The following is a 25,255-nucleotide window of genomic DNA, read 5'->3' on the forward strand; positions in this document are numbered from 1 at the left end:
GACCACAGGCGATGCCATGACGCTTTCAAACCGCTTCAACCTGCAAGACCACTACGGCGACACCCTGCCCATCGCAGTGATCGCTGCCAGCTGCCGTATGCCACGGGCCAACGACATCTTTGACTATTGGCGCCTGCTCGCCGACGGCGAAGAACTGATCGAACGCTTCGACGCCGAGCGCCTGGCCAGCGTTGGCGTGGACCCGGCGTTACTGCAACGCCCCGACTATGTCGCAGCCGCCGCAGTGGTGGAAGATGCCGACCGCTTTGACTGGTCGTTTTTCGGCTATTCCAAGCAAGAGGCGCAATTGATCGACCCGCAACAGCGGCTGTTCCTGATGTGCGCCTGGGAAGCACTGGAAATGGCCGGCTACCCCCCGGCGGTGCTGGAGCAACTGAGCGCACCGTTGAAAGTCGGGGTGATCGGCTCGTGCAAACTCAGCACCTACAGCGCCGCGCATTTTGACAAGGTGCAGGACATCGCCTCGCCGCTAACCTTCACGCGGCTAGTGGGCAATGACAAGGATTACCTGGCCACCCGCGTCTCCTACAAACTCGGCCTGACCGGTTCCAGCTTTACCGTGCAGACCGCGTGTTCCAGTTCGCTGGTGGGCATTCACCTGGCCTGCGAACAACTGGCCAGCGGCGAATCCGATATGGTACTGGCGGGCGGCGCGGGCATTGGTTTTGCCCAGGAATCGGGGTATTTCCACCGTGAGGGCATGATCTTTTCAGCCGACGGCCATTGCCGACCGTTCGACGCCCAGGCCGGCGGCACCGCGATTGGCAATGGGGTTGGCGTGGTCTTGCTCAAGCGCCTGGACCAGGCCCTGGCCGATGGCGACTCGGTATTGGCGATTGTGCGCGGCTCGGCGGTGAACAACGACGGCAGCGGCAAGGCCGGCTACACCGCACCGTCACCGGAAGGCCAGGCACGGGTGATTGCCGAGGCGCTGTCGCTGGCCGAAGTCGATCCCGCCAGTATTCATCTGGTGGAAGCCCACGGCACCGCCACCGCCCTTGGCGACCCGATTGAAGTGCAGGCGCTGACCCGCGCCTGGCGTCGGCATACCCACGCCAATCATTACTGCGCGCTGGGGTCGGTCAAGAGCAACCTGGGTCACCTCGACACGGCGGCCGGGGTTGCGAGTTTCCTCAAGACCGCCCTCGCCCTGCACCACGGGCAGATTCCACCGAGCCTGCACTACACACAACCCAACCCGGCCATCGACTTCGACAGCAGCCCGTTCTACGTACCGCAGATGCTGCTGCCCTGGCCGGATGTCAGCGGGCCGCGCCGTGCAGCGGTGAGCGCCTTTGCCATCGGCGGCACCAACTGCCACGCCGTGCTGGAACAAGCGCCCGAGACCGAGGCGCAGGCAGATGGTGACGAACCGTGCCTGCTGGTGCTCAGCGCCCGCAGTGAAAGCGCCTTGCGTGAGTTGGCGCGCCGCCATGCCTGGTGCCTCGGGGAGTCGCAGCAGAGCCTGGGGGATTACTGCGCCACCAGCGTGCATCACCGCAGCCTCTACCCGCACCGCCTGATCTGGGTTGGCAACCAGCGCGGTGAGCTGATGGGCTTGCTGCATGGGTTTGCCGAAGGCCAGGACCAAGGCTTTACGCCGCAATCAGCCGAGACTGTGCATCTTTGGGCCAGCCTGGATGCCGAGCAGCCCCTGCAACAGCTGGCGAGCACCGTGCAACCGGACTGGCACGCACACCCGCTGGGTCGCCGCGAACCGCAGCGCCGCGTGTTGCTGCCCACCTGCCCGTTTGAAGGCGAGCGCTGCTGGTATGAACCGCCACAGCGCACGCCGCTGCCGACCACACAGGATTCACCTTGGCAGGCCATGACCGCTGCCGCTGCCGACACCGCCGCGCGCCTGTCGGTACGCCTGGACCTGTCGGCATTGCCACGCGAAGCCCAAGGCGTGGACGCGTTGCATGCCACCTACGTGGGCAACGCCTTCGATGCCCTGGGGCTGTTCCGTGATGAGCAGGACTGGTTGGATGTGGACGCCTGCTTACAGCGGGCCAATGCACCGCGTGCCTTGCGTGGTTTGTTTGCGCGGCTGCTGCGTGACCTGGTGTCCAGCGGCGTGCTGTCGGTGCGCGGTCAACGCTATGGCAACCTGCAGCGCCAGGCCTTCGCCGACCCGGCGCCGTGGCTGGTGACCATGCGTGACATGGGCTACGGGCAATTGGCCGATCTGGTCGAGCGCGCCGGGCCGCGCCTGGGCGACATGCTGTGCGGGCGGGCCGACCCGGTCAGCGTGGTGTTCCCCGGCGCAGCCACCGATGACGTCGAGCATATGTACCAGGACCAGCCGTACTCGGTGTACCTCAACCAGGTCGCGGCGGCCGCGGTCGCGGGCCTGGCGCGCCAACGGCAGCCGCTGCGCATCCTGGAAGTCGGCGGCGGCACCGGCGGCACCACCCGCGATGTCCTTGCGCAGTTGCCGCCGCAGGCCTGCGCACGCTACACCTTTACCGATATCGGGCCGTTGTTCCTCAAGCGTGCAAAGGCCAAGTTCAGCGCTTACCCGTTTATGGAATACCGCCCGCTCGACATGAACGCGCCGGTCGCTGGCCAAGACCTGGAAGCGGCCGGCTATGACCTGATCATCGCGGCCAACGTGCTGCATAACGCGCCGGACCTGGCCCAGGTATTGGGCAACCTGGCTACCTTGCTCGCACCGGGTGGCGTGCTGCTGATGCGCGAAATCACCGAGCCGAAAAAGCTGTTTGATTTCGTCTTCGGCCCCATGGTCCCGCCGCTACTGGACAGCGATGGACGCAACGGCGAATTGTTCGCAAGCCTAGGCGTTTGGCAAGCGGCTGCACGGGCCGCCGGGTTTGTGCGCTGCGAAGGGTTCCCTGGCGCGCAATTGCCGACCCATGCGCTGGGTGAGCAGATTATCCTGGCGCAACGGCCAGAGGTGGCCGTTGCAGCCTCGGTGGATAACCTGATCGAGCAGCTGTTCAACGCCATCGGCAACGGCCGCGACACCCTGACCTTGCACCGTAACCCACAGGGCCTTCACATCGAGCATGCCGAACCCCTCGCGCAGGATACCGGCCTCTACCAATGGCACTGGAAACCGCTGGCCGCATCCACCCGTGCGGCGAACCTGCGCAGAGTGGTCTGGATCAGTGACGGCCAGGCCGATGACCTGCATGCACTGTCGGATGGGTTTGATCACCACGATATCCGCTGCGTATTCCGCAGTATCGAGGAGCTCAGTGCAGGCCCTGAAGCGTTCCAAGCCTGGCTGGCACAACGGGGCAACGTCGATGCCGTGTGCTTGCAGCTGACGGCCACTGCTGACGTCCCCGTCCCCGCGTTGCTCAACCTGCTACAGGCCGTGGTGGGCACCGCCACTGCGCCCCGCCTGACGGTGCTGACCGCACAGGGCTTCAATGTGAGCGGCAACGAGGCGACCCCGCACTGGCAAGCGCCTGGCATCGCGGCGCTGCTGGGCGTTGCCCGCCAGGAATACCCGGCGCTGTCGCTGTTGCTGCTGGACCGTGGCGATGTATCGCCGCAGCACCTCACCGAACGGCTGTTGCAGCTGTGGTCGGGTGAGCAAGACGGCTTGCGGGTGTGCGCCGTACGCGCGAACGGTCTGTTCGAACAGACCCTGGTGCCGACCGCCATTCCCGCCGCCAAGCCATTGCCGACCGGCCGCCATGTGCTGATCGGCGGCTTGTGTGACCTGGGCTTGAACGTCGCGCGCTGGCTGGCACAGCAAGGCGCACGGGATTTGGTCCTATTGACCCGCCGTCCGGCCTCGCAGGCCGAAGCGCAAATACTGGATGCGTTGCGTGCGCAAGGGGTCAATATCAGCGTGGATGCCGACGCCGATGCCGCTGATCCGGCGGCGTTCGACGCCGCCCTGGAGCGCCTGGCCGCTGGCCCGGCATTGGGTGTGGTCATGCACTTGGCCGGGGTCGTTGACGACGCACCGTTGGTGCGCTATTCGGCGATTAGCTGGACCCGTACGTTGGCGACCAAGCTCACCCCTGCCCTGGCCTTGCAGCGTTTTGAAAACCGCCTGAGCCCGGCAATGACGGTGTATTTCTCGTCTGCCGCCAGTTTGTTCGCCCCGGCCGGCCAGGGCGCCCACGCCTTCGCCAATGGCCAACTGGAAGGGCTGGCGCAGCATCGCAGCCAGCAAGGGCATAAAACCGTGGCCCTGGCCTGGGGCTTCTGGGGTCAGATCGACCGCGAACGGCGCCAGGGTCTCAAGGCCCAGCTCGCCCAACGCGGCATGCTCGGGTTGGGCACCGAACAAGGGTTGGCATTGCTGGGCGCAACCTTGGGCGGCAACGGCGCGATGTACATGCCGTGCCAGGTCGATTGGACGCGCGTGGTGCCCTCCGGCACCGGGCGGTTTGCCGCGTGCTTGCCAGCCGACTATCAGCCACCCGCAGCGGTGAGCGTCGAAGCCGCGCCGCCGCTGGCGCTGAACGTGCGCGAACAGATCGCCCAGGTACTCGGTTGTGCGCTGACGCACATCCAGGGCGACACACGCCTGGTGCACCTGGGGCTCGATTCGCTGTTGATGCTGGATTTGGTCGAACGCCTGAACAAAACCTTTGCCGTCAACCTGTCGGCCCAGGACCTGTTCCAGGCCGACACCGCTGACGCGCTGTGTGCGGCGGTGCAGGCACAACTGGGCACACCGACCACGCCACCCGCACTGGAGGTGACCGCCGCCCTGCTCGCCGCCAGCGCCAACCAAGCACGGCCCTTGGCCCAGGCGTACCTGCGTTCGCGCCTGGTGACGTTGCTGCACTGTGACGACGCCAGCCTTGACGATGCCGCCAACCTGGTACACCTGGGCCTGGACTCACTGTTGCTGCTGGACCTGTGCGAAACCCTCAAGCAGGAATTGCAGGTGCAGTTGTCTGCGCAAGCGGCGTTTGAGATGGACACCTTCGGGCGTTTTGTCGACACCCTGGTGCAAACGCTGCACCCAGTTGAACAACCTGCGGTGAAATCCAGTTGGTCCGGCTTGCGGGATGCGTTGAATGAATTGCAGCAACGCGACGGCCAGTGGCTGGCCGCCAATGGCGATGCGCTGCCCCGTAGCGGTGAAACCCAGGTCAGCGGCCTGCGTGCACGCCGTCGGCGCCTGGCCGTCAATGATCTGGGCCATCAGCTGTATGTCGAATACGACAAACCGGCAGGCTTTGATGTGGCCGCGTTCGAACACGCCTGGAACCTCTTGATTGCCCGCCACCCGATGGCACGTGCCAGCCTCGACGAGCACGCCGGGCTGCAATTGCTGGCGCAGGGCACGCGTACCCACATCCCTGTGTACGACTGGCGCAATCAGCCGATCAGCACCCGCGACGCGGCCTTGGCCAAGTTGCGCGAGCGCCTGTCCTACCCCGCTCAACCCGCCGCGCTGCCGTTCGAATGGCACGCGAGCCGCCTTGACGAACACACCCTGCGCCTGCACCTGCGCCTGGACACCACGCTGATCGACATCGAAAGCGTGCGCATCGTCCTGCGTGAGATCAACCTGTGGATGAGCGACCCGCAACGGCGCTTTACCACGCTGCAATTCAGCGCACAGGACTACTACACCGTCGAGTCGGCCATCGCCGACACCCAGGCCCAAGCTGCGCAGTACCAAGCCTATACCGCCGCTAGCGCGCAGTGGCCGACGGCGTTGGCGCTGCCGGTCAAGGCAGATACAGCACCCGCCCGCTACCGGGTGTGGCGTGAAGCCTTGCCACGGGCGCAGTGGCTGGGGCTCAAGGAACATGGCCTGGGCGCCGGGCTGAGTGCCACGGCCGTATTGGCGGCGGTGTACGCCGTGGCGCTGATGCCGTGCACCGAGCGCGAGGCGTTCAGCCTGCGCCTGGACTACCCGGAGCGCAAACCCCTGCATGCCCAGGTCATGAATGTGGTGCTCGACGCCAGCGATACGGCCTTGCTGCCCTTCCAGCGCCACAGCGCAAGTTTCATGGCCCTGGCCCGCGATGCAGCCGCCGCACTGGCACGGCGCCTGGAGGCCGAACTGCTGGACGGCGCGAGCTTACTGTCGGCCCACGGTTACGACGACCTGCCGCGCATTGCCATGACCAGCCTGCTGGGGGTGCGCACCACCTACGCAATCCCGGAGACCTCTGACCCGCTGTTGGGCATGCCGTCCTATGAACTGGCCTCGCAACCCTCGACCGACCTGCACTTGCAGGTGCTAGAAGAAGAAAGCGCGTTGCTCTACAACCTTGATCTGCGGGTGGACCGGCTGGAGGAAGCCCAAGGCCTGCAAGTGATCCGGCGTTTCCAACGGTTGCTGGAGCGTTTGGCTGCCTCGCCCCAGGCGTGGGACTTAGCGTTGGCCGAACTGCTCCAGGGAGACACCCTCCATGCATAAGCCGGTGAACGTCATCGTCTGCGGCACGCGCTTTGGCGAACATTACCTCGCAGCGCTGACGCAAGGCGCGGGTAGCCGCTACCGCCTGGCCGGGATATTGGCCAGGGGCAGTGCGCGCTCCCGTGGCTTGGCCGAACGACTGCACGTGCCGCTTTACCACAGCGTCGACCAATTGCCGGACAGCATCGATATCGCCTGCGTGGTGGTGCGCAGCGCGATTGTCGGTGGCGACGGTTCGAACCTGGCCAAGGCCCTGCTGGAACGTGGCATGCATGTGTTGCAGGAACACCCCGCGCACCCCACCGACATTGCGCGTTTGCAAGGCATCGCCGCGCTGCACGGCCGGCGTTATCACGTCAACAGCTTCTACCCGCACTTGCCAGCGGGTCAGCGCTTTATTGATTACGCCCGACAAAGCGCGGCGCAACGTCGGCCGGCGTTTGTGGAAATCACCACCAGCCTGCAATTGCTGTATTCGAGCCTGGACATCGTGCTGCGTGCGCTCGGTGGGCCGGGTACTCACGGGGCGTTTAGTTGTTCTGCACCCTTGCCGCTGCCTGAGCCTGAGGGGCAAGAGCCGTGGCCGTTTCGTTCGCTGCAAGGACGTATTGCCGGTGTGCCGTTTGTGCTGCATCTGCAAACCTACCTGGACCCGGCCGACCCGGACCATCACAGCCTGGTCATGCATCGCCTGTCGATGGGTGGCGCCGAAGGCCAGGTCACGCTGGTCAACAGCTATGGCCCGGTGGTGTGGAGCCATCCGATCTACGCGCCGGATTACGCCAAGGACGGCATTGAAGCCTCGTACCTGCTAAACCCCGAAGCCCATCGGGCCAGCCGCTTCAACCGCCAGCCCACCGCACTGACCTTTGGCCCTGCGAACGCGCCGAGCCTCGCCCAGGCCGTGACCCAGGACTTTTCCCAGGCGATCCACGCCGCCCTCGACGAACTGATGGACCCGCAGGCCGCCGCCCACCAGCCAACATGGTGGGAAGCCCATGGCCAGGCCTGGCTGGGCATCATGCGCGCGGTCGGCCAGCCATTGCTGGTCAGCCGCCCAGCACCGTCGGCGCCGTTTCCCGACCCCTTGACCTTTATGCAGGAGCAGATGCCATGAACGCAGCTTTTTCCCAGGCAGACGCGCCCTTACTCGAACGCAACCGCAGTGCCTATGCGGGCCTGGCCGATGTGCTGGAAGCTGCCGGGCTGGCTGAACATGCGCTGTACCTCAATTGGGGCTATGTACCAGTGGCGGGCGAAGCCGATTGGAGCGCCGACGCCCTCGATAGCGCTGAACCCGGCGGCGCGCACGCGCGGCTGATCCTTGAAACCCTCGCCGGGTTAGCCCTCGACGGCAAACAGCTGGTGGATATCGGCTGTGGTCGCGGCGGTGCGCTGGCGTTGATGGGGCGGTATTTCAACCCAACCGGTTTGCTGGGCGTGGACCTGAGCGCAGCGAATATCGGCTACTGCCGCCAACGCCATGTGCACCCGCGCCTGCGTTTTCAAATCGCCGACGCCTGCCGTTTACCCCAGGCCAGCCAGAGTGCCGACCTGGTGTTCAACCTGGAATCCTCCGGCGCCTACTGGGACTTGCCGGCGTTCTTCGCCCATGTGTGGCGACTGCTCAAGCCCGGTGGTTATTTCTGCTATGCCGATGTGTTCGATGGCCAGAGTGTCAGCCTGGTCAAGCAGGCCCTGCTGCAATCGGGCTTTGTGCTGGAGCGCGAGCGTTCGATCAGCCGCCAGGTGCGGGCGGCACGGCGGGCGGCACCTGCCAGCGTGTGGCAACGGCTGGATGCGGCCTTGAAGACACTGGGCAAACCTGAACTGCGCGAAGAGTTGGAACGGTACCTGGCGACTCCGGACTCTTCGCTGTTCGATGCCTTGGAAAACGGTGCCGCTGACTACCGCATTTATCAGTGGCGCAAAGGCCCGGTACAGGGCTTGGTCGAGCCGACGGTGGCGCGCGGTCTGGTCGAGCGCTCCAAGCGCCTGGATGCGGCATTTGCCGGCCAAGCGCCCGACCGCGAACGTTGGTTCCCGCTGGAGCAGCCAGACGCCGCATGCGGCTATCAGGTGTTCGCCCTGCCCTACGCTGGTGGCGGCGCTTCGGTGTATCGCCAATGGCAACTGCCTGGGCCTTGGAAGCTGTGCCCGGTGCAATTGCCAGGGCGCGAAAGCCGCATCGCCGAGCCTAGCATTCAGGACATGACGCAACTGGTGCGCCAGCTCGTCGACGCGATCCGGCCCTACACCGACAAACCCTGGGCATTGCTGGGTTGCAGCCTGGGATGTAAAGTCGCCTTCGAAGTGGCGCGGGCCTTGGCCAGCGAGGGGCGCCACGCGCAGTTGCTGTTCCTGATGGCATGCCCGGCGCCGAGTTTGCCGATCCAGCGCAAAGTGTCGGACTACAGCGAGGAGGATTTCGCCGCCGAAGTCCGACACCTGGGCGGCACGCCGGAACAGATCCTCGCTGATGAACAGATGATGCGTACCCTCACCCCCATCCTGCGTAACGACAGTGCCTTGTCGGAAGGCTACTGCATAGCAGCCGATACGACCCTGGCGGTGCCGATGGTGATGATTGCCGCCAGCGATGATCACCTGGTCACGGTGGAAGCCGCGCGCCGCTGGAAACGGCACGCAGCAGCCGGTTTCGACTGGCGCCTGGTGGACGGCGGGCACTTTTTCCTGCGTCAGCAACGCACGCAGTTACTGGGCTGGCTGTCTGAAGCCCTGCAACACCCGCCGCGCTGAATAAGCCTTTAATTACCTGGATCGAGATTAGCCATGCCGTTGGATATTCACCCTTTTACCGTTCACGACATCAGCCGCTTTCCACTCTGCATCGTGCGCAACGACGTGGTCGTACCGGGCTACGGTGCACAGTGGCAAGCCGAAATCGAGGCCGTCATGGCCCATGGCGAACCCTTTGTGTTGATCTACCTGGAACCTGGGGACGACGAAGCCCACGCCGACCGCAAGCTACGCAGCCTGTGGTTGAAGACGCACAAGGAGGCCTTTGGCCATTTGTGTATCAGCTTGATCAGCGTGCTTGCCGATGAGGCGCGTCGTGCGCATTTCGATGCCATGGGCAAGATGGGCGAACAAGCCTTTGGCATTCGTTATGAAACCGCGGCGACGCAGGCCGAGGGCGAGGCGCTGGCACAACGGCGTATCGCCCAATACGGCGCTGCCTAGCTCAACGCGACTGGGTTCCGGCGACGGAACCCTCAATCGCCAAAGCGTTGAAAAATCCAAGGCAATTACTCGGGTTGGTAGCCGTTGATCTTTTCTCCCACCGAGATAAGCGCATTGTTGACGCTGCGTGGGGTAGTGCCCATTCCAGGTCGTTTTTCCGCCGTAACTCGGCAGGCCTGCGCTTTGCTGAGTCCCTGGTCATGGTGAAGATCCCAGGCGAATAGCCCTCGAATCAACGGCGCGGCGCATTCAAAAACATGCTCGATTGGCTCGTGATCCCAGGCAAGCCTGTCGTGCTTTTCAACGCTTCAACCAGAGCCTGTTCTACTGGACGGCTCTTGCATGAACCCACTTGTTTATCGTTTCAAGGGCGCCTGGTGCGTAGGCATGACGACTTTCCATCAGGAACCTTATCGTGGTGAACCAGGACCATTCGCTGGTGAGTTGCGTGTTGTAAGATGCGGCCCTCAGTAGCCCATGAGTTGCATCCGGTATGACTTCAATCCGGTTGGCGGGATGGTTGCCCCCAACTGTCTTTCGGTAGAGGGTTGAGTTGACTTCGGGATCCACATTCAGATCGTCCGCCCCCCACAACGCGAGTAGCGGAATATCGAGCTTTTTTAGGGCGCTGGTCGCATCTTCGTGAAGGTTGCGCCGCACAAAAGCCCATCGTTCCGGGCTTATACCGTCCAGAAGGGTAACCGGCGGCACCTGCGAAGAGGCAAACAAGCGCTCATCGGCGGCGGCCATCTCAGCCATCGTTGTGTCAATGTCACGCTCGGACATCCCTGTGCGTTGCAACCGCGTCCGAGTGTAATAGTCACCTTGCCGTTGCCAGGACACAGCACCTCCGACAAGCACAAGAAAGTCCGCTTCACCCGACGCAAAGCGGGGCAGTACCCAGCCTGCTTGTGAAAACCCAAGCGCACCGACAGGAATTCCTTGCAGCTTACTGCGCAGAGTGGACAACGCGCTGCGCGCGTTCACATAGCGATCAGCCATGGACTGGCTGAGCCAATTCCCCGGCGAGTCCCCAACGCCTGGTTTATCCCACGAAACCACCGCAATACCTGCATCGAGAAGCGCATTGATGAGGGGATCGTAACCTTGCTGCGACGTGCGATCCTGGGGGCCATCTCCGTGAACAAGAACGACTGCCGCTGTTGCACGTTGGTCAGGAAGCCAGAGCGTGCCGGCCAGGTGCAGCCCATTTGCGTCGAATGCAAAAGGCTCACTGGTTCTGCGATCCAGACCATAACTGTCAAGCCGCGCGAGAACGACCAAAGCGATAACCACGATGAGACAGACGACGGAAATCAACCTTATGCGGTAACGCTTCATCCAGATGACGTTATGCATAGTCACTACTTTTTTCCTTTCAAGAGTTCCGGCTAACAGGCTCGAATCTCAGTCTCAGTACCAATCCCTGAAGCGACCTTTTCAACGCAGAGGACGTCGAGCATTACCTGCTCCAAGACGTCAAAGAAACACCTGATATGCGCCTGCTTCAACGCCTGAGGCCGGGTTACCAGATAGACCTCCATATCAGGAAGTTCAAGCTCCTGGAACAATTCGGTCAGGTCCTTCGCCAGAATACGCGGCAGCACCGCCACGCCCATCCCCTTCCTCACCGACTCCAGTTGTACAGCGAACGAGTTCACGCTGATTTGAGCACGGTCCAGACCTGCAGCTTTTGCGGCACGCATCTGAGGCAACATATCCAGCGGCGGAAGTAAGGCGATGTTGAGCGCTGTAGCCGGGGTCACCCCTGGAGACCGCTTCAAATACCCTGCCTCTGCGAAGACGCCGTAAGCAATCTTGCCTATGGGTCGATAAATGAGCGATGGCTCGCCCAGATGCGCTGTGCGTATCGCGATATCCGCCACACCGCGAACGATCTTGTGAAAGTCGGCGGTGACCAGTAACTCCACGGAGCAGCGCGGATGCAGCGAAGTAAAACGACTCGCGGCCTCCAACACACAAGAAGAGAAGCCCTCTCCGGCACTGACCAGGACACTGCCATATAACTCTGTTTGCGCCTCGGACAGGTCCGCCGCCGTTTGACGTCTCAAGCCCGATTCCGCAGCGAGAGCAACTTCCACCAGAGATTGACCCCGCGAGGTCAACCAGCAGCCCTCAACGCCTCGCTCAACGAGCAGCTCACCCAGGGCAGCTTCCAGTTGGGTCAAGCGACGGGACACAGTAGACGCCGCGATACCTAGCAGTTGCCCAGCTTGAAGAAAACTGCCGCGCCGCGAGACCGCCAACAGCAGACGAAGATCATCCCAGTTTGCCTGCAACGCCATACCTCCCATCCTCCAGGGTGTGCATATATGCAAACCTATTATGCAGTAGTCGCTGTTTTTCAGCCGAGGTCTCAACGGTATATCTACAGCCCCTCGAAACGACTGGAATGGAATGTATGACTACAGGCCCCAACGACTACGCAGAACGCGCCGCTCGTGCCTTCAATCGCCGTGATATGGAGTCGATGCTTTCGCTGGTTTGCGAAGACCTCATCTACCTCGATGGCATGGGAATGCAACGCGGTCGCGAATCCATGCGCAAGCGGGAGACCGCGCTTTTCGAAGCGTTCCCTGATGCCCAAGTGACCTTCACTCCCTTCATCGTCGCTGACGACCGCTTGGCGCTGACGGCCATGTTAACCGGCACCTTCGCCGCCCCATTGGTACTCCCTGGCCGGGTGATCCTGCCTCATGGGCAGCCAATTACCGTGCACTACAGTGCACACTTCACCTTCAGAGACGGTTTGGTCAGCCGGGAAGAGGTCTTTTTCGATAGCGCGATGTTGATGCCGTCAGCCGAACAGCAAGAGGGTTAAGCCATGCGCAACGCATTCGTTACTGGCGCAACCGGCTTGCTGGGAAATAACTTGGTGCGGGAACTGGTCGCACGTGGTTACGCCGTCAAAGCTCTCGTCCGCTCAAGAGACAAAGGTGAACAGCAGTTCAACGACCTCCCAAGTGTGGAACTGGTCGTTGGCGACCTGGCCGACATCGACGCGTTCGCAACCTCACTGCAAGGCAGCGATACGGTGTTTCATACAGCGGCGTTCTTTCGCGACAACTACAAAGGTGGCAGCCATTGGGAAGAGCTCGAAAAGATCAATGTCGCCGGTACGCGAGACCTGCTTCACCAGGCCTACCGTGCGGGGATACGTCGGTTTGTCCATACCTCTTCGATTGCCGTGCTCGACGGCGACCCAGGCACCTCTATCGATGAGACATGCCTGCGGGCCGAAGCCGATGCGGATGACTATTACCGCAGCAAGATCCTCGCCGACCGTGTCGTCTTGACGTTTCTTGAAACTCATCCCCAGATGCATGCCTGCATGGTTCTGCCCGGCTGGATGTGGGGACCGGGCGATATGGGCCCGACCTCCTCGGGACAATTGGTCAAGGATGTCGTCAACGGCAAGTTGCCCGGGCTGATCCCCGGCACCTTCTCCGTGGTCGATGCCCGTGATGTGGCATGGGCTGAGATTGCCGCAGCCAAACATGGACGACGAGGGGAGCGCTATCTCGCGGCAGGTCGAAACTTAACCATGCGCCAGTTGGTACCGGTCCTGGGACGTATAGCGGGCGTCAAAACTCCGGCCAGGCAACTGCCACTGCCCGCGCTATACCTTTTGGCGGCGGTGCAGGAGGTCTACGCGCGCGTTACCGGCAAGCCCATTTTGCTGAGCATGGCGACATTGCGCCTATTGATACGGGAGGAGCACCGTACCAGCTTTAACCACCGCAAGAGTGAACAAGAGCTTGGCCTGAGTTTTCGAGTACTGGAGCAGACAATTTCTGACACGGTGGCGTGGTATCGGCAACATGGCTGGTTTAAGAAAAACAAGGACGAAAACAAACCGTGAACAAGACAATAATCCCGATGCGTCACGGCCAGCCCAATATGGTTCCGACCGAAAAAATCTCAATGCTCGGGATGAAAGACTGGACTGAGCAATACAACCGATCCGAAATCATCCGCCATACCGCTCCGAACGCCAGCCTGCAACTCGTCGCAACCGCCAAGGTGATAGTTTCAAGCAACGCGCCGCGCGCACTGACTGAATCGCCCCGCATTCTTTAAACATCTGCAAGCTCATTTGTGCCTTTTCACAGACCATGGAGCCCCATCCACGTCTAGTGGATCGCCACACGCGAGTCATATCCGAGTTCATGCTTTGCATGGCTTGAAAAGGATGCCCCCAGCCTAAGGCCAGTGGGCTATTGATGAGGACAGCTCAGACCGGACTCTCTGCGATTCGATAGACCGGCCTGAAGCGTTCAGTGGAACGGTGGAAGCGATAAAAGCGGCGTAGGTCGGCCGAGTGAAAGCGGTGAGGGCTCACCGTTTTCATTCGGGCAGGGATGCTAATAGTTGAAACGACCCACCAGGCCTTTGAGCTGACCAGAAATTTCTATCAGTCGACCCGAGCCAATCTGTGAGGACTGGGCAAAGCCTTCGACCAGTTGGGCATCGGCATGGATCTGCGCGATGTGCCGATTGATCTCTTCGGCCACCTGGTGCTGCTCCTCGGCGGCTGTGGCGATCTGGGTGTTCTGGTCGCGGATCGAGTCCACCGAGCCACGGATCTTGTCAAAGCTGTCACGGGCCTGCTGAATGCGTTCCACACTGGCGTGGGACACCTGCAGGCTGCCTTGCATCTGCTGCGTGACTTCCTGGGTGCGGCGGGCGAGATTGCCCAGCAAGCTGTCGATCTCGCCGGTGGAATCGGCTGTCCGACGAGCCAGGGCGCGGACTTCGTCGGCGACCACGGCGAAACCTCGGCCTTGGTCACCGGCGCGCGCCGCTTCAATCGCTGCGTTGAGCGCCAGCAGGTTGGTCTGCTCGGCAATCGAGCGGATGGTGTCGAGAATGGTGTTGATGTTCTGGCTGTCCTGCTCCAGCAACTGCATGGTCTGGGTCGACTTTTGCAGGTCTTCGCTGAGCTTGAGCACGCTGCCGGTGGCTTCGCCGATGTGCTGCTGGCCGTCATGTACGTCGCGGTAGCCTTCGTCGGCACTCGACGCGGCGGCACTGCATGAACGCGCGACTTCGTTGGCAGTAGCGACCATTTCGTTGAACGCCGTGCTCACCAGCTCCACGGCTTCACGCTGGCGACCTGCGGCCTGGTTCATGTTGTTGGCCACTTCGCTGGAGTCGGCGGCGGCGGTCTGCAGGTCAGATGAGGCGTTGCCGATGCGCTGCACCAATTGGGCGATCATGCCCAGGAACTGGTTGAACCAGCCCGCCAGGCTGGCGGTTTCGTCCTTGCCCTGGACCTTGAGCTGGCGCGTCAGGTCGCCCTCTCCTTCGGCGATTTCTTGCAGGCCGTCGGCCACGCCGCGAATCGGACGCACGATGACGCTGGCAAAGCTGGCGCCTACAATCGCGAACACCAACGCCAATGCCGCTGCAATGGCGGCGATCAACCAGGTCAGGCGGGTGGCGTCGGCCATCACTTCATCACGCTTGATCAGGCCGATAAAGCGCCAGCCCAGGTCTTTGGAACTGACCACGTTGGCCATGTAGGGCACGCCATCAATCTCGATCTGGGTCACGCCGTCGCCTCGCTTGGCGAGTTCGGCGTAGTTGGGACCCAGCTCGGCCAGGGGTTTGAAGTTGTGCTTGGCGTCGCTGGGGTCTACCAGCACGTTGCCGTTGGCTTCCACCAGCATCAGGTAGCCGCTGTCGCCCAGCTTGATGTTGCGCACCAGTTCGGTGAGCTGTTTGAGCGACACATCCAGGCCAACCACTCCCAGGATATTCCCGGCGGCGTCGGCAACAGTGTGCACGGTGCCGATCAGCGTCACATCGTCCGGCGCCCAATAGTAGGCCCCGGTGCGCACGGTGGCGCCTGGCGCGGCGATAGCCGCTTTGTACCAGGGACGTACGCGTGGGTCGTAGTTGTTCAGTTTGGTGTCGTCCGGCCAACTGGCGTAACCGCCGTCGCTTAGGCCCAGGGACAGGTAAGCAGTGCTCGGATGGCTTTTGGCGAACTGGTCGAATATCGCCAGCAGTTCTTTGTTGGTCTGAGTGAGGGGGATTTGCGCGGCTTCGGCGCCAGCGTAGCTCTTGAGGTCTTTGGCCGCGACCACCCGCGGGTCCTTGGCTACGTAGTCGACGTTTTGGCTGATGCCATCGAAAAACTGCTTCATGCCATTGTCGATCTGGCGGATCTCGCGACCGCTGCTGTCGAGGAAATTGGCCTGGGCCCCCTCTCGCAGATTCAGCACCACCAAAACGGCGACCAGGATGACCGGGACGCACGCGATAGCCGCGAACGCCCAGGTCAGCTTCTGCTTGATATTCATGACTTCACCTGCGGGTATTTATAGTTTTGGCAAGGGGAAACGCTAGCGCTGAACGTCGCATGTGTTGTTATGAGGAGATAGAGCCCATGCGTACTCTGAATTATCGACCGCGACGGTGCGCACTTTAGAACGATACCGGGCGCTTTTGCACGGCGAACTGGACTGCCCCCGCCCCCATAGACATTTTCCAGCCTCAAAGCGAGGCACTTTCGAAGGCCTCAGGACTGGCTTGCCTCACGCGCAGCCTTGACCAACCCCTCCAGCCAATCCTGATGCCCGTTGATCATCGGATTGGGCCGGGCCAGCGCCAGTTCTGCGGCAGGCTTACCCTTCTGGGTTTCCTGGGTGAGGATGCGCACACGACTGCCCGGCAAATCCTCGATCAGCCAGGCATGGTGCACATCAAGGCGACTATCGCCCTCGCCCGCCCAACCGTGCCAGGCAATCCGTGCTGGCTGGCCATCGGCGGGGGCTACGAATTCGTTGCACTGCGCCTCAACCGGAAAGCCGAAGGTTTCGAAATAGAAGCGCACACCCTTCTTCAATTCAGGACCCGTGCCGTCATGAAACCTTACGTTCGCCGAATTGGCGTAGTAGCTCGGCCACTGCGGCGCATGGCTCAGTAACGGCCAGATATCAGCCGTGCCGAGGCCCGCGACGATGAGTTCATTGGAGACAAAGTTTTCGGTGAAGCCAGGCAGATAGCCTTCCGGCCAGAGGATTTCATTCATGATCAGCACTCACAGTTGTTGGACTGACGTCATGCTGGGTGCTAGCCTGAAATAACGCCAATCGCCATCTTTTATCCTGAACATCATGAATTCTGATATCAGACACCTCGACTTCAACCTGCTTAAAACCCTCGACGCGCTGCTCGATGAACGCAGCGTCACCCGCGCTGCTGAACGTTTATCGCTCACCCAGCCCGCCGTCAGCGGCATGCTCACCCGCCTGCGTGAAAGCTTTGGCGACCCGCTGTTCGTACGCGCGCAACGCGGCATGGTGCCCACCCTGCGCGCCGAGCAGTTGGCGGTGCCAGTCAAGCAACTGCTCAGTGACATCGAACAGATGCTGCAACCCCAAGCCTTCGATCCAGCCACTGCGCAGATGACCGTCTCGCTGGCGTCCACCGATTACGCGTTACGGGCCGTGGTGGTGCCATTCCTCAGCGCCTTACGCCTGCAGGCGCCGAATATCCGGGTGGTCGTGCAGCCGGTCGATGTTCAACACCTGGCGGGCCAACTGGACCGTGGCGATATTGACCTGGCGCTGGTCACGCCAGACAGCACTGCGCCGGGCTTGCACGCGGCGGAGTTGTTCGATGAGCGCTACGTGTGCGTGATGCGCGCCGGGCATCCTGACGCGGCTGCAAAAACATGGTCGCTGGAGCGCTTCTGCAGCCTTGATCATGTGCTGGTCTCACCTTCCGGCGGCTCATTTCAGGGCGTGACCGACCAGGCGCTGGCACGCATCGGCCGATCACGTCGTGTGACCCTCTCGGTGACCAGCTTTTTGGTGCTCCCAGAGATCCTGCGTACCAGCGATCTGATCGCCGTGGTGCCGCGTCGCCTGGCGTTGCATGCCGATGGCCTGGTGATGCTTGAACCGCCGGTGAAGGTTCCGGGGTTCAGCAAGACCCTGGCCTGGCATGAACGAACCCATCACGACCCAGGCCAGCAGTGGCTACGCACGCTGTTGATCGATACCTGCCGGAGGCTGGATTGAGGGCGGTTCACCCCATTGATCCAGGGCCCTGGCGACATATTCTTTGGCGACCCTGAGGGTCGTTGAAACAGGGTCATGTCCATGACCCCAGCGTTGTCTATTTGATCCTGATCACCACTTTGCCTTTGGCGCGGCCTTGGGCCAGGTAGTCGAGTGCATCCTTGGCTTGTTCGAACGCAAAGACCTTGTCGATCACCGGCCGAATGCGCTCGGACTCGAGCAGTTGGCCAATTTCATTGAGTTGGTCGCCATCGGGGCGAGCAAAGAGGAATGAATACTCCACGTCTTTTTTCCGCGCCAGCCGCACGATTTTTCGGCTCATCAGCCCGAAGACAAAACCGAGAAAAACGTTCAGCCCACGAGCGCGGGCAAACGCTTTATCCAGCGGCCCGACCAGGGAGACGATCTTGCCGCCAGGCTTGAGGATGTCGACGGACTTCTCGATCGCGTCCCCTCTGATTGTGCCGAGCACCAGATCGTAGCCGCGCAGCAGTTTCTCGAACCCGTACTTCTTGTAGTCAATCACCTCATCCGCACCCAGGCTGCTCACCCACTGGACATTGGCGGTACTGGTGTTGGTTGCCACCTTGGCCCCCAGGTATTTAGCCAACTGGATTGCAAAGGTCCCGATGCCCCCGGACCCCGCCGGAATGAATACTTTCTGGCCAGGCCGGAGGTCAGCGCGCTCCTTTAATGCTTGCCAGGAGGTCAGGCCCACCATCGGAATGGAGGCCGCTTGCACAAAGTCCAGATTGGCCGGCTTCGGCGCGGCCAGGTGTTCAGGGACAACCGCATATTCGGCAATTGCCCCATTGCCAAGGTCGAACACATTGGCAAAAACCGCATCGCCCTTCTTGAAGCGGGTGACGCCGCTTCCAACCTCGCTCACGACGCCCGCCAGGTCGCTGCCGATGATGGCTGGCAATTGAAACGTCAACACGGCCTTGAAGATTCCCGTGGGGATCATGTTGTCGATGGGGTTTATGCCAGCGGCATGCACCTCGACCAAAATGTCGTTGGGCTGCAGTTGTGGGCGAGGAACGTCGGCAAAGCCGATTCCAGGCGATTTTCCGTAGCGTTTGAACGTAAGCGCTTTCATCGTGCGGTGATTCCGATGGAGTTGTGTGAGGTGTCGGTGAGGCTTGGGTTTGACACGATCCGCTCCAGGCCCCTGCTCTGCCGGGCTATGGAACTGGTTGTTTGCCTGGCGCCCAAGCGAACGTCTACGCCAGAAAGTCCAGAGCCTTGGAAACGAACTCTGCGTGGTACTGGAAAACGCCGCCGTGCCCAGCGTCCTGATAGATCACGAGCTGCGCCTGGGGGATGCGCCGGGCCATGTCGTGACTCAGCGCCGTCGGCACCATGATGTCGTGGTCTCCGTTGACGATCAGGACAGGCATGCTTAAGCGGCCAAGATCCTGCGCCGCCTGCCGGCCCCAGGCTTTGATAGCCCTGAGCTGGCGAAGAAACGCCCGAGGCGTCGGCCCTTTGTCGCGCGCGGATGTGCGCTCCTTCAGCCGCGTCAGAAAGGCGCGGGCTGCTTGCCGACCCTTGTTCGTGGCGGTGAAGAACAGATAAGTCTTGGGATCGCGCAGCGTCAACAAACCCTTGAGCATCAGCGGCCAGGACAACGCACCGACACGGTCGATGCCTTGCCCGCCCGCAGGGCCAGTGCCAGCCAGAATGAGTTTGCGCACCAGGCCTGGCGCCTTCAGCGCCAGATCCTGCGCCACGAAACCACCCAGCGAAAAGCCCAGCACATCGACTTGCTCAAAGCCCAGGGTACGAATCAATGCGAGGGTGTCGCGGGCCATCTCGTCCACCGTCACCGGGGCAACGCCGCCGGATAAGCCGATGCCTCGGTAATCAATGGCAATGACTCGGTGATGACGGGCAAGCCCCTCGGCGATGCGCGGGTCGACGTTATCCAGCACGGCCCCCCAATGATTCAGCAGAAAAACAGGGATGCCGGTACGCGCACCCAACTCGCGGTATGCAAAAGCGGTCCCCCCCACCACAACCAGGTTGTTGGGTGCCTGGACGTAAGAAGGTGTCAGTTGGGCAACCGGCATCGAACGGCTCATCAGTGATTCCTCGGATTTGGGCAAGCGCGTGCTAAAGGTCAGGCCTGATCTCGATAACGCTCGGCGGCCCGGGCTTGTCGAATGTCGGACAGCAAGCCCTGACGAGCCTGGTCCAACGCCTCCCAACGGCCCTCTGCGTGCAGCGGCGGGATGGTCACGAGCTCGCGGCGGTCGAACCCGACCAGGGCAGCATCGACCAACTCTTCAACATCCATGACTTCGGAAATGGTGTTGAGGTCGATCCCGGCGCGCTCCCAGATTTCAGTGCGGGTTGCTGCCGGCAGTACGGCCTGGACGTAGACCCCGCTCGGCGACAATTCCAGGTTCAATCCCTGGGACAGGAACAGCACGAAGGCCTTGGTGGCGCCATAGACCGTCATGCCGAACTCGGGCGCAAAACCCACCACAGATCCCAGATTGACAATGGAACCCGCACCCGACTGCGCAAAACGCGGAGCGACGGCTGCCGCGAGCCGGGTCAACGCCGTGATGTTGAGCGCGATCAGGCGATCGATGGACTCCGCGTTCTGCTGGACGATACCGCCGGACTGAGCAATCCCGGCGTTGTTAATCAAGATGCCGATCTGAGCGTCGTCGCGCAGGCGCGTTTCGACCGCGGCAAGATCAGCCGGCTGGGTCAGATCGGCCTGCAGCACTTCGACAGCCACACCGCTGTCTGCTCGCAGGCGTGTGGCCAGGGCATCGAGGCGTGCCTTGTCTCGTGCAACCAGCACCAGGTCATGGCCACGGCGGGCGAAGCGTTGGGCGTAGATGGCGCCGATACCGCTGGAGGCACCAGTGATGAGAACGGTCGCAGGCTTTGTCATGGGGTTATTCCTTCGCAAGGGGTTTTGATGTGAGTCACACAGATGGAGCTTCAGCCGGCGATCGTCGGGTAGTCGGTATAGCCGACAGCGCCGCCGCCGTAGAGCGTGGCCGGGTTGAGCGGCGCCAGGGGCGCTGCGGTTTTCAAGCGGTCAACCAGATCGGGGTTGCTGATGAACGGGCGACCGAAGGCAAAGAGGTCTGCCTTGCCGGCGTGGAGGGCGGTCGTGGCGAGTTCCAGGTCGTAGCCGTTGTTGGCCAGGTAGGCCTGTTTGAAGCGCTGGCGCAGTGCGTCGTAATCGAACTCGGCCGCATCCCGCGGGCCTCCGGTCGCCCCTTCCACGACATGCAGATAGGCGACGGACAGCGCGTCGAGTTGCTCGGCGATGTAGGCGTATTGGGGTTGCGGAGCGCTGCAGGAAATTCCGTTGGCCGGAGACACTGGCGAGATGCGCACCCCGGTGCGACCGGCACCGATTTCTTTCACCACGGCGCTGACCACCTCCAGCAGCAAGCGTGCGCGGTTCTCTATCGAGCCACCGTAGGCATCCGTGCGCTGGTTGGCCCCATCCTTGATGAACTGCTCCAGCAGATAGCCGTTTGCGCCGTGAATCTCCACACCGTCGAAGCCTGCCGCAATGGCGTTGGCCGCCGCTTGGCGAAAGTCGTTGACGATGCCTGGCAGCTCGCCCAGCGCCAGGGCGCGTGGCTCGGAAACGTCGACAAATGCGTTATTGACGAAGGTCTTGGTCTGCGCCCGGATCGCCGAAGGCGCGACCGGCGCAGCGCCGCCCGGTTGCACGTCAACGTGAGAAACGCGACCGACATGCCAAAGCTGAACAAAGATGCGTCCCCCCTCGGCATGCACGGCATCCGTGACCTTGCGCCAGCCGGCTATCTGCTCGGGCGTGTAGAGGCCGGGCGTATCCTGATAACCCTGGGCCTGGGCGGAGACTTGGGTCGCCTCGGTGATGATCAAGCCGGCCGAAGCACGCTGGGCGTAGTAGGTCGCGGTCAGTTCGCCGGGGACTAACCCGGCGCCGGCGCGATTGCGGGTCAGCGGCGCCATCACGATGCGATTGGCGAGCGTCAGATCGCCCAGGACGTAGGGCTGGAACAGGGTTTTCTCGGTCATTTTGGTTAACTTCAGCGAGTGGGATGACGCCAATGATTACGATCGAACTCTAAAATGTCAACGGTTTGATGTCGATCAACATCAATGTATAGTGGCGCGATCACAGCTGGATAAACGTTGTTGGGTGAGCGATGAAAGTCACTAAAAAACAGGCGCAGGCCAATCGGGCGCATATCGTGGAAACTGCGTCCGCGCTTTTTCGCGAGCGTGGCTATGACGGGGTGGGCATCGCCGACCTGATGGCGGCGGCTGGCTTCACTCAAGGCGGCTTCTACAAACACTTCCGCTCCAAAGCCGACCTGATGGCGGAGTCGGCAAGCTGCGGCCTGCTGCAATCCGCCGAGCTGACCGTGGGGTCTTCAGCGTCTGAATTCGTAAAGGTCTATCTCTCTCGCGAGCATCGCGACAATCGCGCCTCAGGCTGCACGATGGCCGCACTGTGCGGGGATGCCGCCCGCAAAGAGGACGATGTCCGAGCCACCTTTGCTGCCGGCATCGAGGCCCAACTCGCGGTTTTGCAAGACAAGCACAACAGTGCGGACTCGGCCCAGGCACGGGCCAAACGCCTCGCCTTGATGGCGCAGGTAGTCGGCGCCATCGTCCTGTCACGCGCCTGCCCTGACGACTCGCGGCTTGCTGATGAGATTCTCGCGGCCTGCCGCGACACCCTCCTCCCATCGTTGATGCCTTCAGGGGACGAACCGGACGGGACTGTGTCCGAAGGCAATGCTGGTTAATAAAACCGTTGGCACTTCATAGCGAGCCATTGGCAAAGCAATGGCCCCCCCCTCGCAGAGCGTCGCCCCTTTACCCAAGGGTGAATCGCTCAGGATTGGCTAACCAGTCCTTCACCTTCTCCATGGTTCTCCGTTCCTGCTCCCCTTCCATCACAAACCCTTCTACCCACCGAGCGCCGGGCGCGTGGCGGGCGAGGACGTCCAGGCTGTCACCCAGTCAATATCCCCCATGAGTGATTAAGGGCACGACAGTCTTTCCGGACAGCTCATGGGCCGAAAGGAATGCCTTGATCACGGGAGGTGTCGTTTGCCCCCAGATGGGAAAACCCAGGAACAGCACGTCGTACTGCCCCATATTCGGGACGATTGTCTCCAGTTCAGGTTTGAAGCCCGTGGCGGTTTCACGCCGTGCCTGCTCGACCGTTTCAAGGTAGTCCTCGGGATAGGCGTTTGCGGGGCGGATCTCAAACAGGTCGGCGTGCTGTGAGCGTTGGATCAGGACGGCGACGACCCTGGTATTACCCGACCTGGAAAAGTAAGCGACCAGGACCTTGGCACTCGACGGGGCGGAGGTGTTCCCATCGGGGTTCGCGCCAGAGGCAATAAGCGGCAGGCTGGCGATCGCTGCGACCACTTTGCGACGGTGGGGGTCGTGTGAAGGCATCGTGTTTCCTCATGAATGACGGCCACCTAGGCGTCAATTAGCGTCTGGCCAGGCTAGACGCTGGTGCATGCGGCAACAATCAGGGCAAGGCTGTATGACCTCATGAGGGTGATTCAGCAATTCACCGGTTTGACCCGCTCAACTACTGAATTGCACTCAAAAGGCCACGCATGCTTGAAAGACTAATCATCAGGTTCTTCTGACCCTAAAGTGGAGTCCCCACCCTCCAGGAAAATGAAGATGACTGATGTCACTGTAGTTATCGGTGCTGGCTCGATTGGCCAAGCCATCGCTCGACGCGTCAGCGCTGGCAAACATGTCTTGCTCGCCGATCTGCACCAGGAAACGGCAGACGCCGCCGCGAAGGTGATGAGCGATGCGGGTTTTGCTGTCACGACGTCCACGGTGGATGTCTCGTCCCGTGCGTCAGTCCAGGCATTGGTGGCCAAGGCGGCCAGCCTTGGCGACATCAGCGGGGTGATCCATGCCGCCGGGGTCTCTCCCTCTCAGGCAGCACCTGCCACCATTCTTCGGGTCGACCTGTATGGCACCGCCCTGGTGCTGGAACTGTTTGGCGAGGTGATCGCCAAAGGGGGTTCAGCCATTGTCATCGCCTCGCAGTCGGGTCATCGCTTGCCGGCACTCAGCGCTGAGCAGAACCAGGCCTTGGCGCTGACGCCGGTGGAAGCGCTGCTGGCTTTGCCGATGCTGCAACCGGAAGTGGTCAGCGACCCTTTGAATGCCTATCAGATATCCAAACGTGGCAACTCACTGCGGGTTGCAGCGCAAGCCGTTCGCTGGGGCAAGCGCGGTGCCCGGGTCAACACCATCAGCCCCGGCATCATCTTCACCCCCCTGGCTCGGGATGAACTCAATGGCCCGCGTGGGGATGGCTACCGCCGCATGATTGAATCGTCCGCCGCCCAGCGCGGCGGTACGCCCGATGAAGTGGCCGCGGTTGCTGCGCTGCTGATGGGCCCTGAAGGGACCTTCATTACCGGCAGCGACTTCCTGATGGACGGCGGTGTAACCGCGCAATACTGGTACGGCAGCGACCAATAGCCTCAAACGCTGGCAGAGGCGCTTTCACGCTTGCTGGCGCGCCCACTCCCGCACCGCCTCCGCGAACATGCGCAAAGCCATCGGCGGGTGGCGGTTGGCTGGGTAGTAGAGGCAGGCGCCGGCATAGTAAGGGCCCCACTCAGGCAGCAGATGGACCAGGCGCCCGGCACGCAGATGTTCCTCGACCTGAAGCTCGGGCACCCAGGCGATGCCAATGCCCGCCAACGCGGCCTCGGTCATCAGGTTGATGTTGTCCATGGTCATGGGCCCGTCGACGTCGATGCTGGCGGACCGGCCCTGGTGATCGAGGTCCCAGCGAAACAGCGTGCCGCTGGCAAAGCGAAAGCGGATGCATCGATGGGCCTTGAGGTCATGGGGTGCCACAGGCGCGGGGTGCCGGCTGAGGTACTCGGGCGAAGCCACGGCGGCGAACCGAACATCCGGGCCGAAGCGCACCGCGATCATGTCCCGCGGCACATCGTCAAACAGCCGAATGCCCGCATCGAACCCATCGCCAACAATGTCGACCAAGCGGCTATCCGCCACACACTCGATATGGATCTGCGGATTGTCCTTGAGAAACTGCGGCATGACATGGCGGATCAACAGTTTGAAAGAGGATTCGGACGCACTCAGGCGTATCAGCCCCGAGGGGGTGTTGCGCTCTGAGGTGACGTCGTTGACCGCACATTCGAGTTCACCCAGCAACGGCTGCACGCGCAAGAACAGTTGCTCACCGGCTTCGGTCAAGGCGACCGACCGGGTGGTTCGATTGAACAGGCGCAGTTCAAGGCGAGACTCAAGCCCGCGCATGGAATGGCTCAGCGCCGAGGCCGAAACACCCAGCATCCTTGCCGCGCCGCTAAAGCTGCGTTGTTCAGCGATGGCGACAAAAGCGGTTAATTCCGGAAGCCCGGCACGGATCATTAGTGAATCCTCCTCAAGTCCCCATGAAGTGATGGGCTAATTGTTGAATTTGGCACAGGAATTTAAAGTTTACCTATCAACCCTATCCTTGCGAAGGAACGGAAACATGCGGAAACCTCATCGGGACAACCGCGCTATTGAGCGGTCGGGGGACAGCCTGGACAACCGGCCG

The 25,255-nt window shown here is 61.9% G+C and carries 17 protein-coding genes and 4 pseudogenes; 10 read left to right on the plus strand and 11 right to left on the minus strand.

The genetic code is table 11. From position 1 onward, the window contains the following. Nucleotides 1-16 precede the first annotated feature (16 nt). Genes M1B35_RS23960 through M1B35_RS23975 form a run of 4 tightly spaced genes read left to right on the plus strand, consistent with a single transcriptional unit; the run spans nucleotide 17 to nucleotide 9,595 of the window. Nucleotides 17-6,391, plus strand: coding sequence for a beta-ketoacyl synthase N-terminal-like domain-containing protein (locus tag M1B35_RS23960; protein ID WP_268263288.1), 6,375 nt, complete (start codon nucleotides 17-19; stop codon nucleotides 6,389-6,391). After that, nucleotides 6,384-7,508 carry a Gfo/Idh/MocA family oxidoreductase gene (locus tag M1B35_RS23965; RefSeq protein WP_268263289.1) on the plus strand — a complete coding sequence of 375 codons (1,125 nt, stop codon included), beginning with the start codon at nucleotides 6,384-6,386 and terminating at the stop codon, nucleotides 7,506-7,508. Before M1B35_RS23960 ends, M1B35_RS23965 begins: the two co-directional genes overlap by 8 nt. Beyond that, nucleotides 7,505-9,151, plus strand: a complete 1,647-nt coding sequence (locus M1B35_RS23970) for an alpha/beta fold hydrolase (RefSeq protein WP_268263290.1) — start codon at nucleotides 7,505-7,507, stop codon at nucleotides 9,149-9,151. The genes M1B35_RS23965 and M1B35_RS23970 overlap by 4 nt, the downstream gene beginning before the upstream one ends. A gap of 33 nt (nucleotides 9,152-9,184) precedes the next feature. Then, nucleotides 9,185-9,595, plus strand: coding sequence for a GntR family transcriptional regulator (locus M1B35_RS23975; RefSeq protein WP_268263291.1), 411 nt, complete (start codon nucleotides 9,185-9,187; stop codon nucleotides 9,593-9,595). A gap of 324 nt (nucleotides 9,596-9,919) precedes the next feature. Here the strand turns inward: M1B35_RS23975 and M1B35_RS23980 are convergent, their stop codons facing one another. Both M1B35_RS23980 and M1B35_RS23985 read right to left on the minus strand, forming a co-directional pair. Then, complete coding sequence (locus M1B35_RS23980; RefSeq protein ID WP_268263292.1) at nucleotides 9,920-10,954, minus strand: alpha/beta hydrolase; 1,035 nt, start codon at nucleotides 10,952-10,954, stop codon at nucleotides 9,920-9,922. Nucleotides 10,955-10,986: 32 nt separating this feature from the next. Further along, a complete protein-coding gene (locus M1B35_RS23985; protein ID WP_268263293.1) occupies nucleotides 10,987-11,901 on the minus strand; it encodes a LysR family transcriptional regulator in 915 nt (304 codons plus the stop codon). Between the two features lie 116 nt (nucleotides 11,902-12,017). On the opposite strand from M1B35_RS23985, the gene M1B35_RS23990 reads away from it, so the two are divergent. The 3 genes and pseudogenes from M1B35_RS23990 to M1B35_RS24000 form a co-directional block, all read left to right on the plus strand. Next, nucleotides 12,018-12,437: an ester cyclase gene (locus M1B35_RS23990; RefSeq protein ID WP_268263294.1), complete on the plus strand. Its 420-nt coding sequence runs from the start codon at nucleotides 12,018-12,020 to the stop codon at nucleotides 12,435-12,437. A 3-nt stretch (nucleotides 12,438-12,440) separates the two neighbouring features. Beyond that, the gene (locus M1B35_RS23995; RefSeq protein WP_123333268.1) at nucleotides 12,441-13,478 is read left to right on the plus strand and encodes an SDR family oxidoreductase; all 1,038 of its coding nucleotides are present in this window, start codon (nucleotides 12,441-12,443) and stop codon (nucleotides 13,476-13,478) included. Between the two features lie 17 nt (nucleotides 13,479-13,495). Continuing rightward, a pseudogene (locus tag M1B35_RS24000) lies at nucleotides 13,496-13,675 on the plus strand (histidine phosphatase family protein); the annotation flags it as partial. A gap of 305 nt (nucleotides 13,676-13,980) precedes the next feature. Here M1B35_RS24000 and M1B35_RS32380 read toward each other — a convergent pair. The 3 genes and pseudogenes from M1B35_RS32380 to M1B35_RS24010 all read right to left on the minus strand — a co-directional run. Continuing rightward, a pseudogene (locus M1B35_RS32380) lies at nucleotides 13,981-14,496 on the minus strand (methyl-accepting chemotaxis protein); the annotation flags it as partial. Nucleotides 14,497-14,841: 345 nt separating this feature from the next. Further along, nucleotides 14,842-15,924 (minus strand): annotated as a pseudogene (locus M1B35_RS32385) (HAMP domain-containing protein); the annotation flags it as partial. A gap of 218 nt (nucleotides 15,925-16,142) precedes the next feature. Continuing rightward, nucleotides 16,143-16,655, minus strand: coding sequence for an SRPBCC family protein (locus M1B35_RS24010; protein ID WP_123334457.1), 513 nt, complete (start codon nucleotides 16,653-16,655; stop codon nucleotides 16,143-16,145). A gap of 85 nt (nucleotides 16,656-16,740) precedes the next feature. On the opposite strand from M1B35_RS24010, the gene M1B35_RS24015 reads away from it, so the two are divergent. Continuing rightward, complete coding sequence (locus tag M1B35_RS24015) at nucleotides 16,741-17,649, plus strand: LysR family transcriptional regulator (protein ID WP_268263295.1); 909 nt, start codon at nucleotides 16,741-16,743, stop codon at nucleotides 17,647-17,649. A 97-nt stretch (nucleotides 17,650-17,746) separates the two neighbouring features. Here M1B35_RS24015 and M1B35_RS24020 read toward each other — a convergent pair whose 3' ends face one another. From M1B35_RS24020 to M1B35_RS24035, 4 genes are all read right to left on the minus strand, one after another. Then, entirely contained in the window at nucleotides 17,747-18,748 is a 1,002-nt protein-coding gene (locus M1B35_RS24020; RefSeq protein ID WP_268263296.1) for an NADP-dependent oxidoreductase, read from the minus strand. Between the two features lie 124 nt (nucleotides 18,749-18,872). Next, entirely contained in the window at nucleotides 18,873-19,733 is an 861-nt protein-coding gene (locus M1B35_RS24025; protein WP_268263297.1) for an alpha/beta fold hydrolase, read from the minus strand. 38 nt (nucleotides 19,734-19,771) lie between these two features. Then, on the minus strand, nucleotides 19,772-20,560 hold the full coding sequence (locus tag M1B35_RS24030; RefSeq protein WP_268263298.1) for an SDR family NAD(P)-dependent oxidoreductase: 789 nt from the start codon (nucleotides 20,558-20,560) through the stop codon (nucleotides 19,772-19,774). A 50-nt stretch (nucleotides 20,561-20,610) separates the two neighbouring features. Further along, on the minus strand, nucleotides 20,611-21,693 hold the full coding sequence (locus M1B35_RS24035; protein ID WP_268263299.1) for an alkene reductase: 1,083 nt from the start codon (nucleotides 21,691-21,693) through the stop codon (nucleotides 20,611-20,613). A gap of 131 nt (nucleotides 21,694-21,824) precedes the next feature. On the opposite strand from M1B35_RS24035, the gene M1B35_RS24040 reads away from it, so the two are divergent. Continuing rightward, nucleotides 21,825-22,430 carry a TetR family transcriptional regulator gene (locus M1B35_RS24040; protein ID WP_268263300.1) on the plus strand — a complete coding sequence of 202 codons (606 nt, stop codon included), beginning with the start codon at nucleotides 21,825-21,827 and terminating at the stop codon, nucleotides 22,428-22,430. A 70-nt stretch (nucleotides 22,431-22,500) separates the two neighbouring features. On the opposite strand, the pseudogene M1B35_RS24045 reads toward M1B35_RS24040, so the two are convergent. Next, nucleotides 22,501-23,094: pseudogene (locus tag M1B35_RS24045) on the minus strand (flavodoxin). Between the two features lie 240 nt (nucleotides 23,095-23,334). On the opposite strand from M1B35_RS24045, the gene M1B35_RS24050 reads away from it, so the two are divergent. Beyond that, nucleotides 23,335-24,156, plus strand: coding sequence for an SDR family oxidoreductase (locus tag M1B35_RS24050; RefSeq protein ID WP_268263301.1), 822 nt, complete (start codon nucleotides 23,335-23,337; stop codon nucleotides 24,154-24,156). Between the two features lie 24 nt (nucleotides 24,157-24,180). Here the strand turns inward: M1B35_RS24050 and M1B35_RS24055 are convergent, their stop codons facing one another. Continuing rightward, nucleotides 24,181-25,083, minus strand: a complete 903-nt coding sequence (locus tag M1B35_RS24055; protein ID WP_268263302.1) for a LysR family transcriptional regulator — start codon at nucleotides 25,081-25,083, stop codon at nucleotides 24,181-24,183. Nucleotides 25,084-25,255: the final 172 nt, after the last annotated feature.

It is taken from the genome of Pseudomonas morbosilactucae, from assembly GCF_023241665.1.
GTDB classification, from domain to species: Bacteria; Pseudomonadota; Gammaproteobacteria; order Pseudomonadales; family Pseudomonadaceae; genus Aquipseudomonas; species Aquipseudomonas morbosilactucae.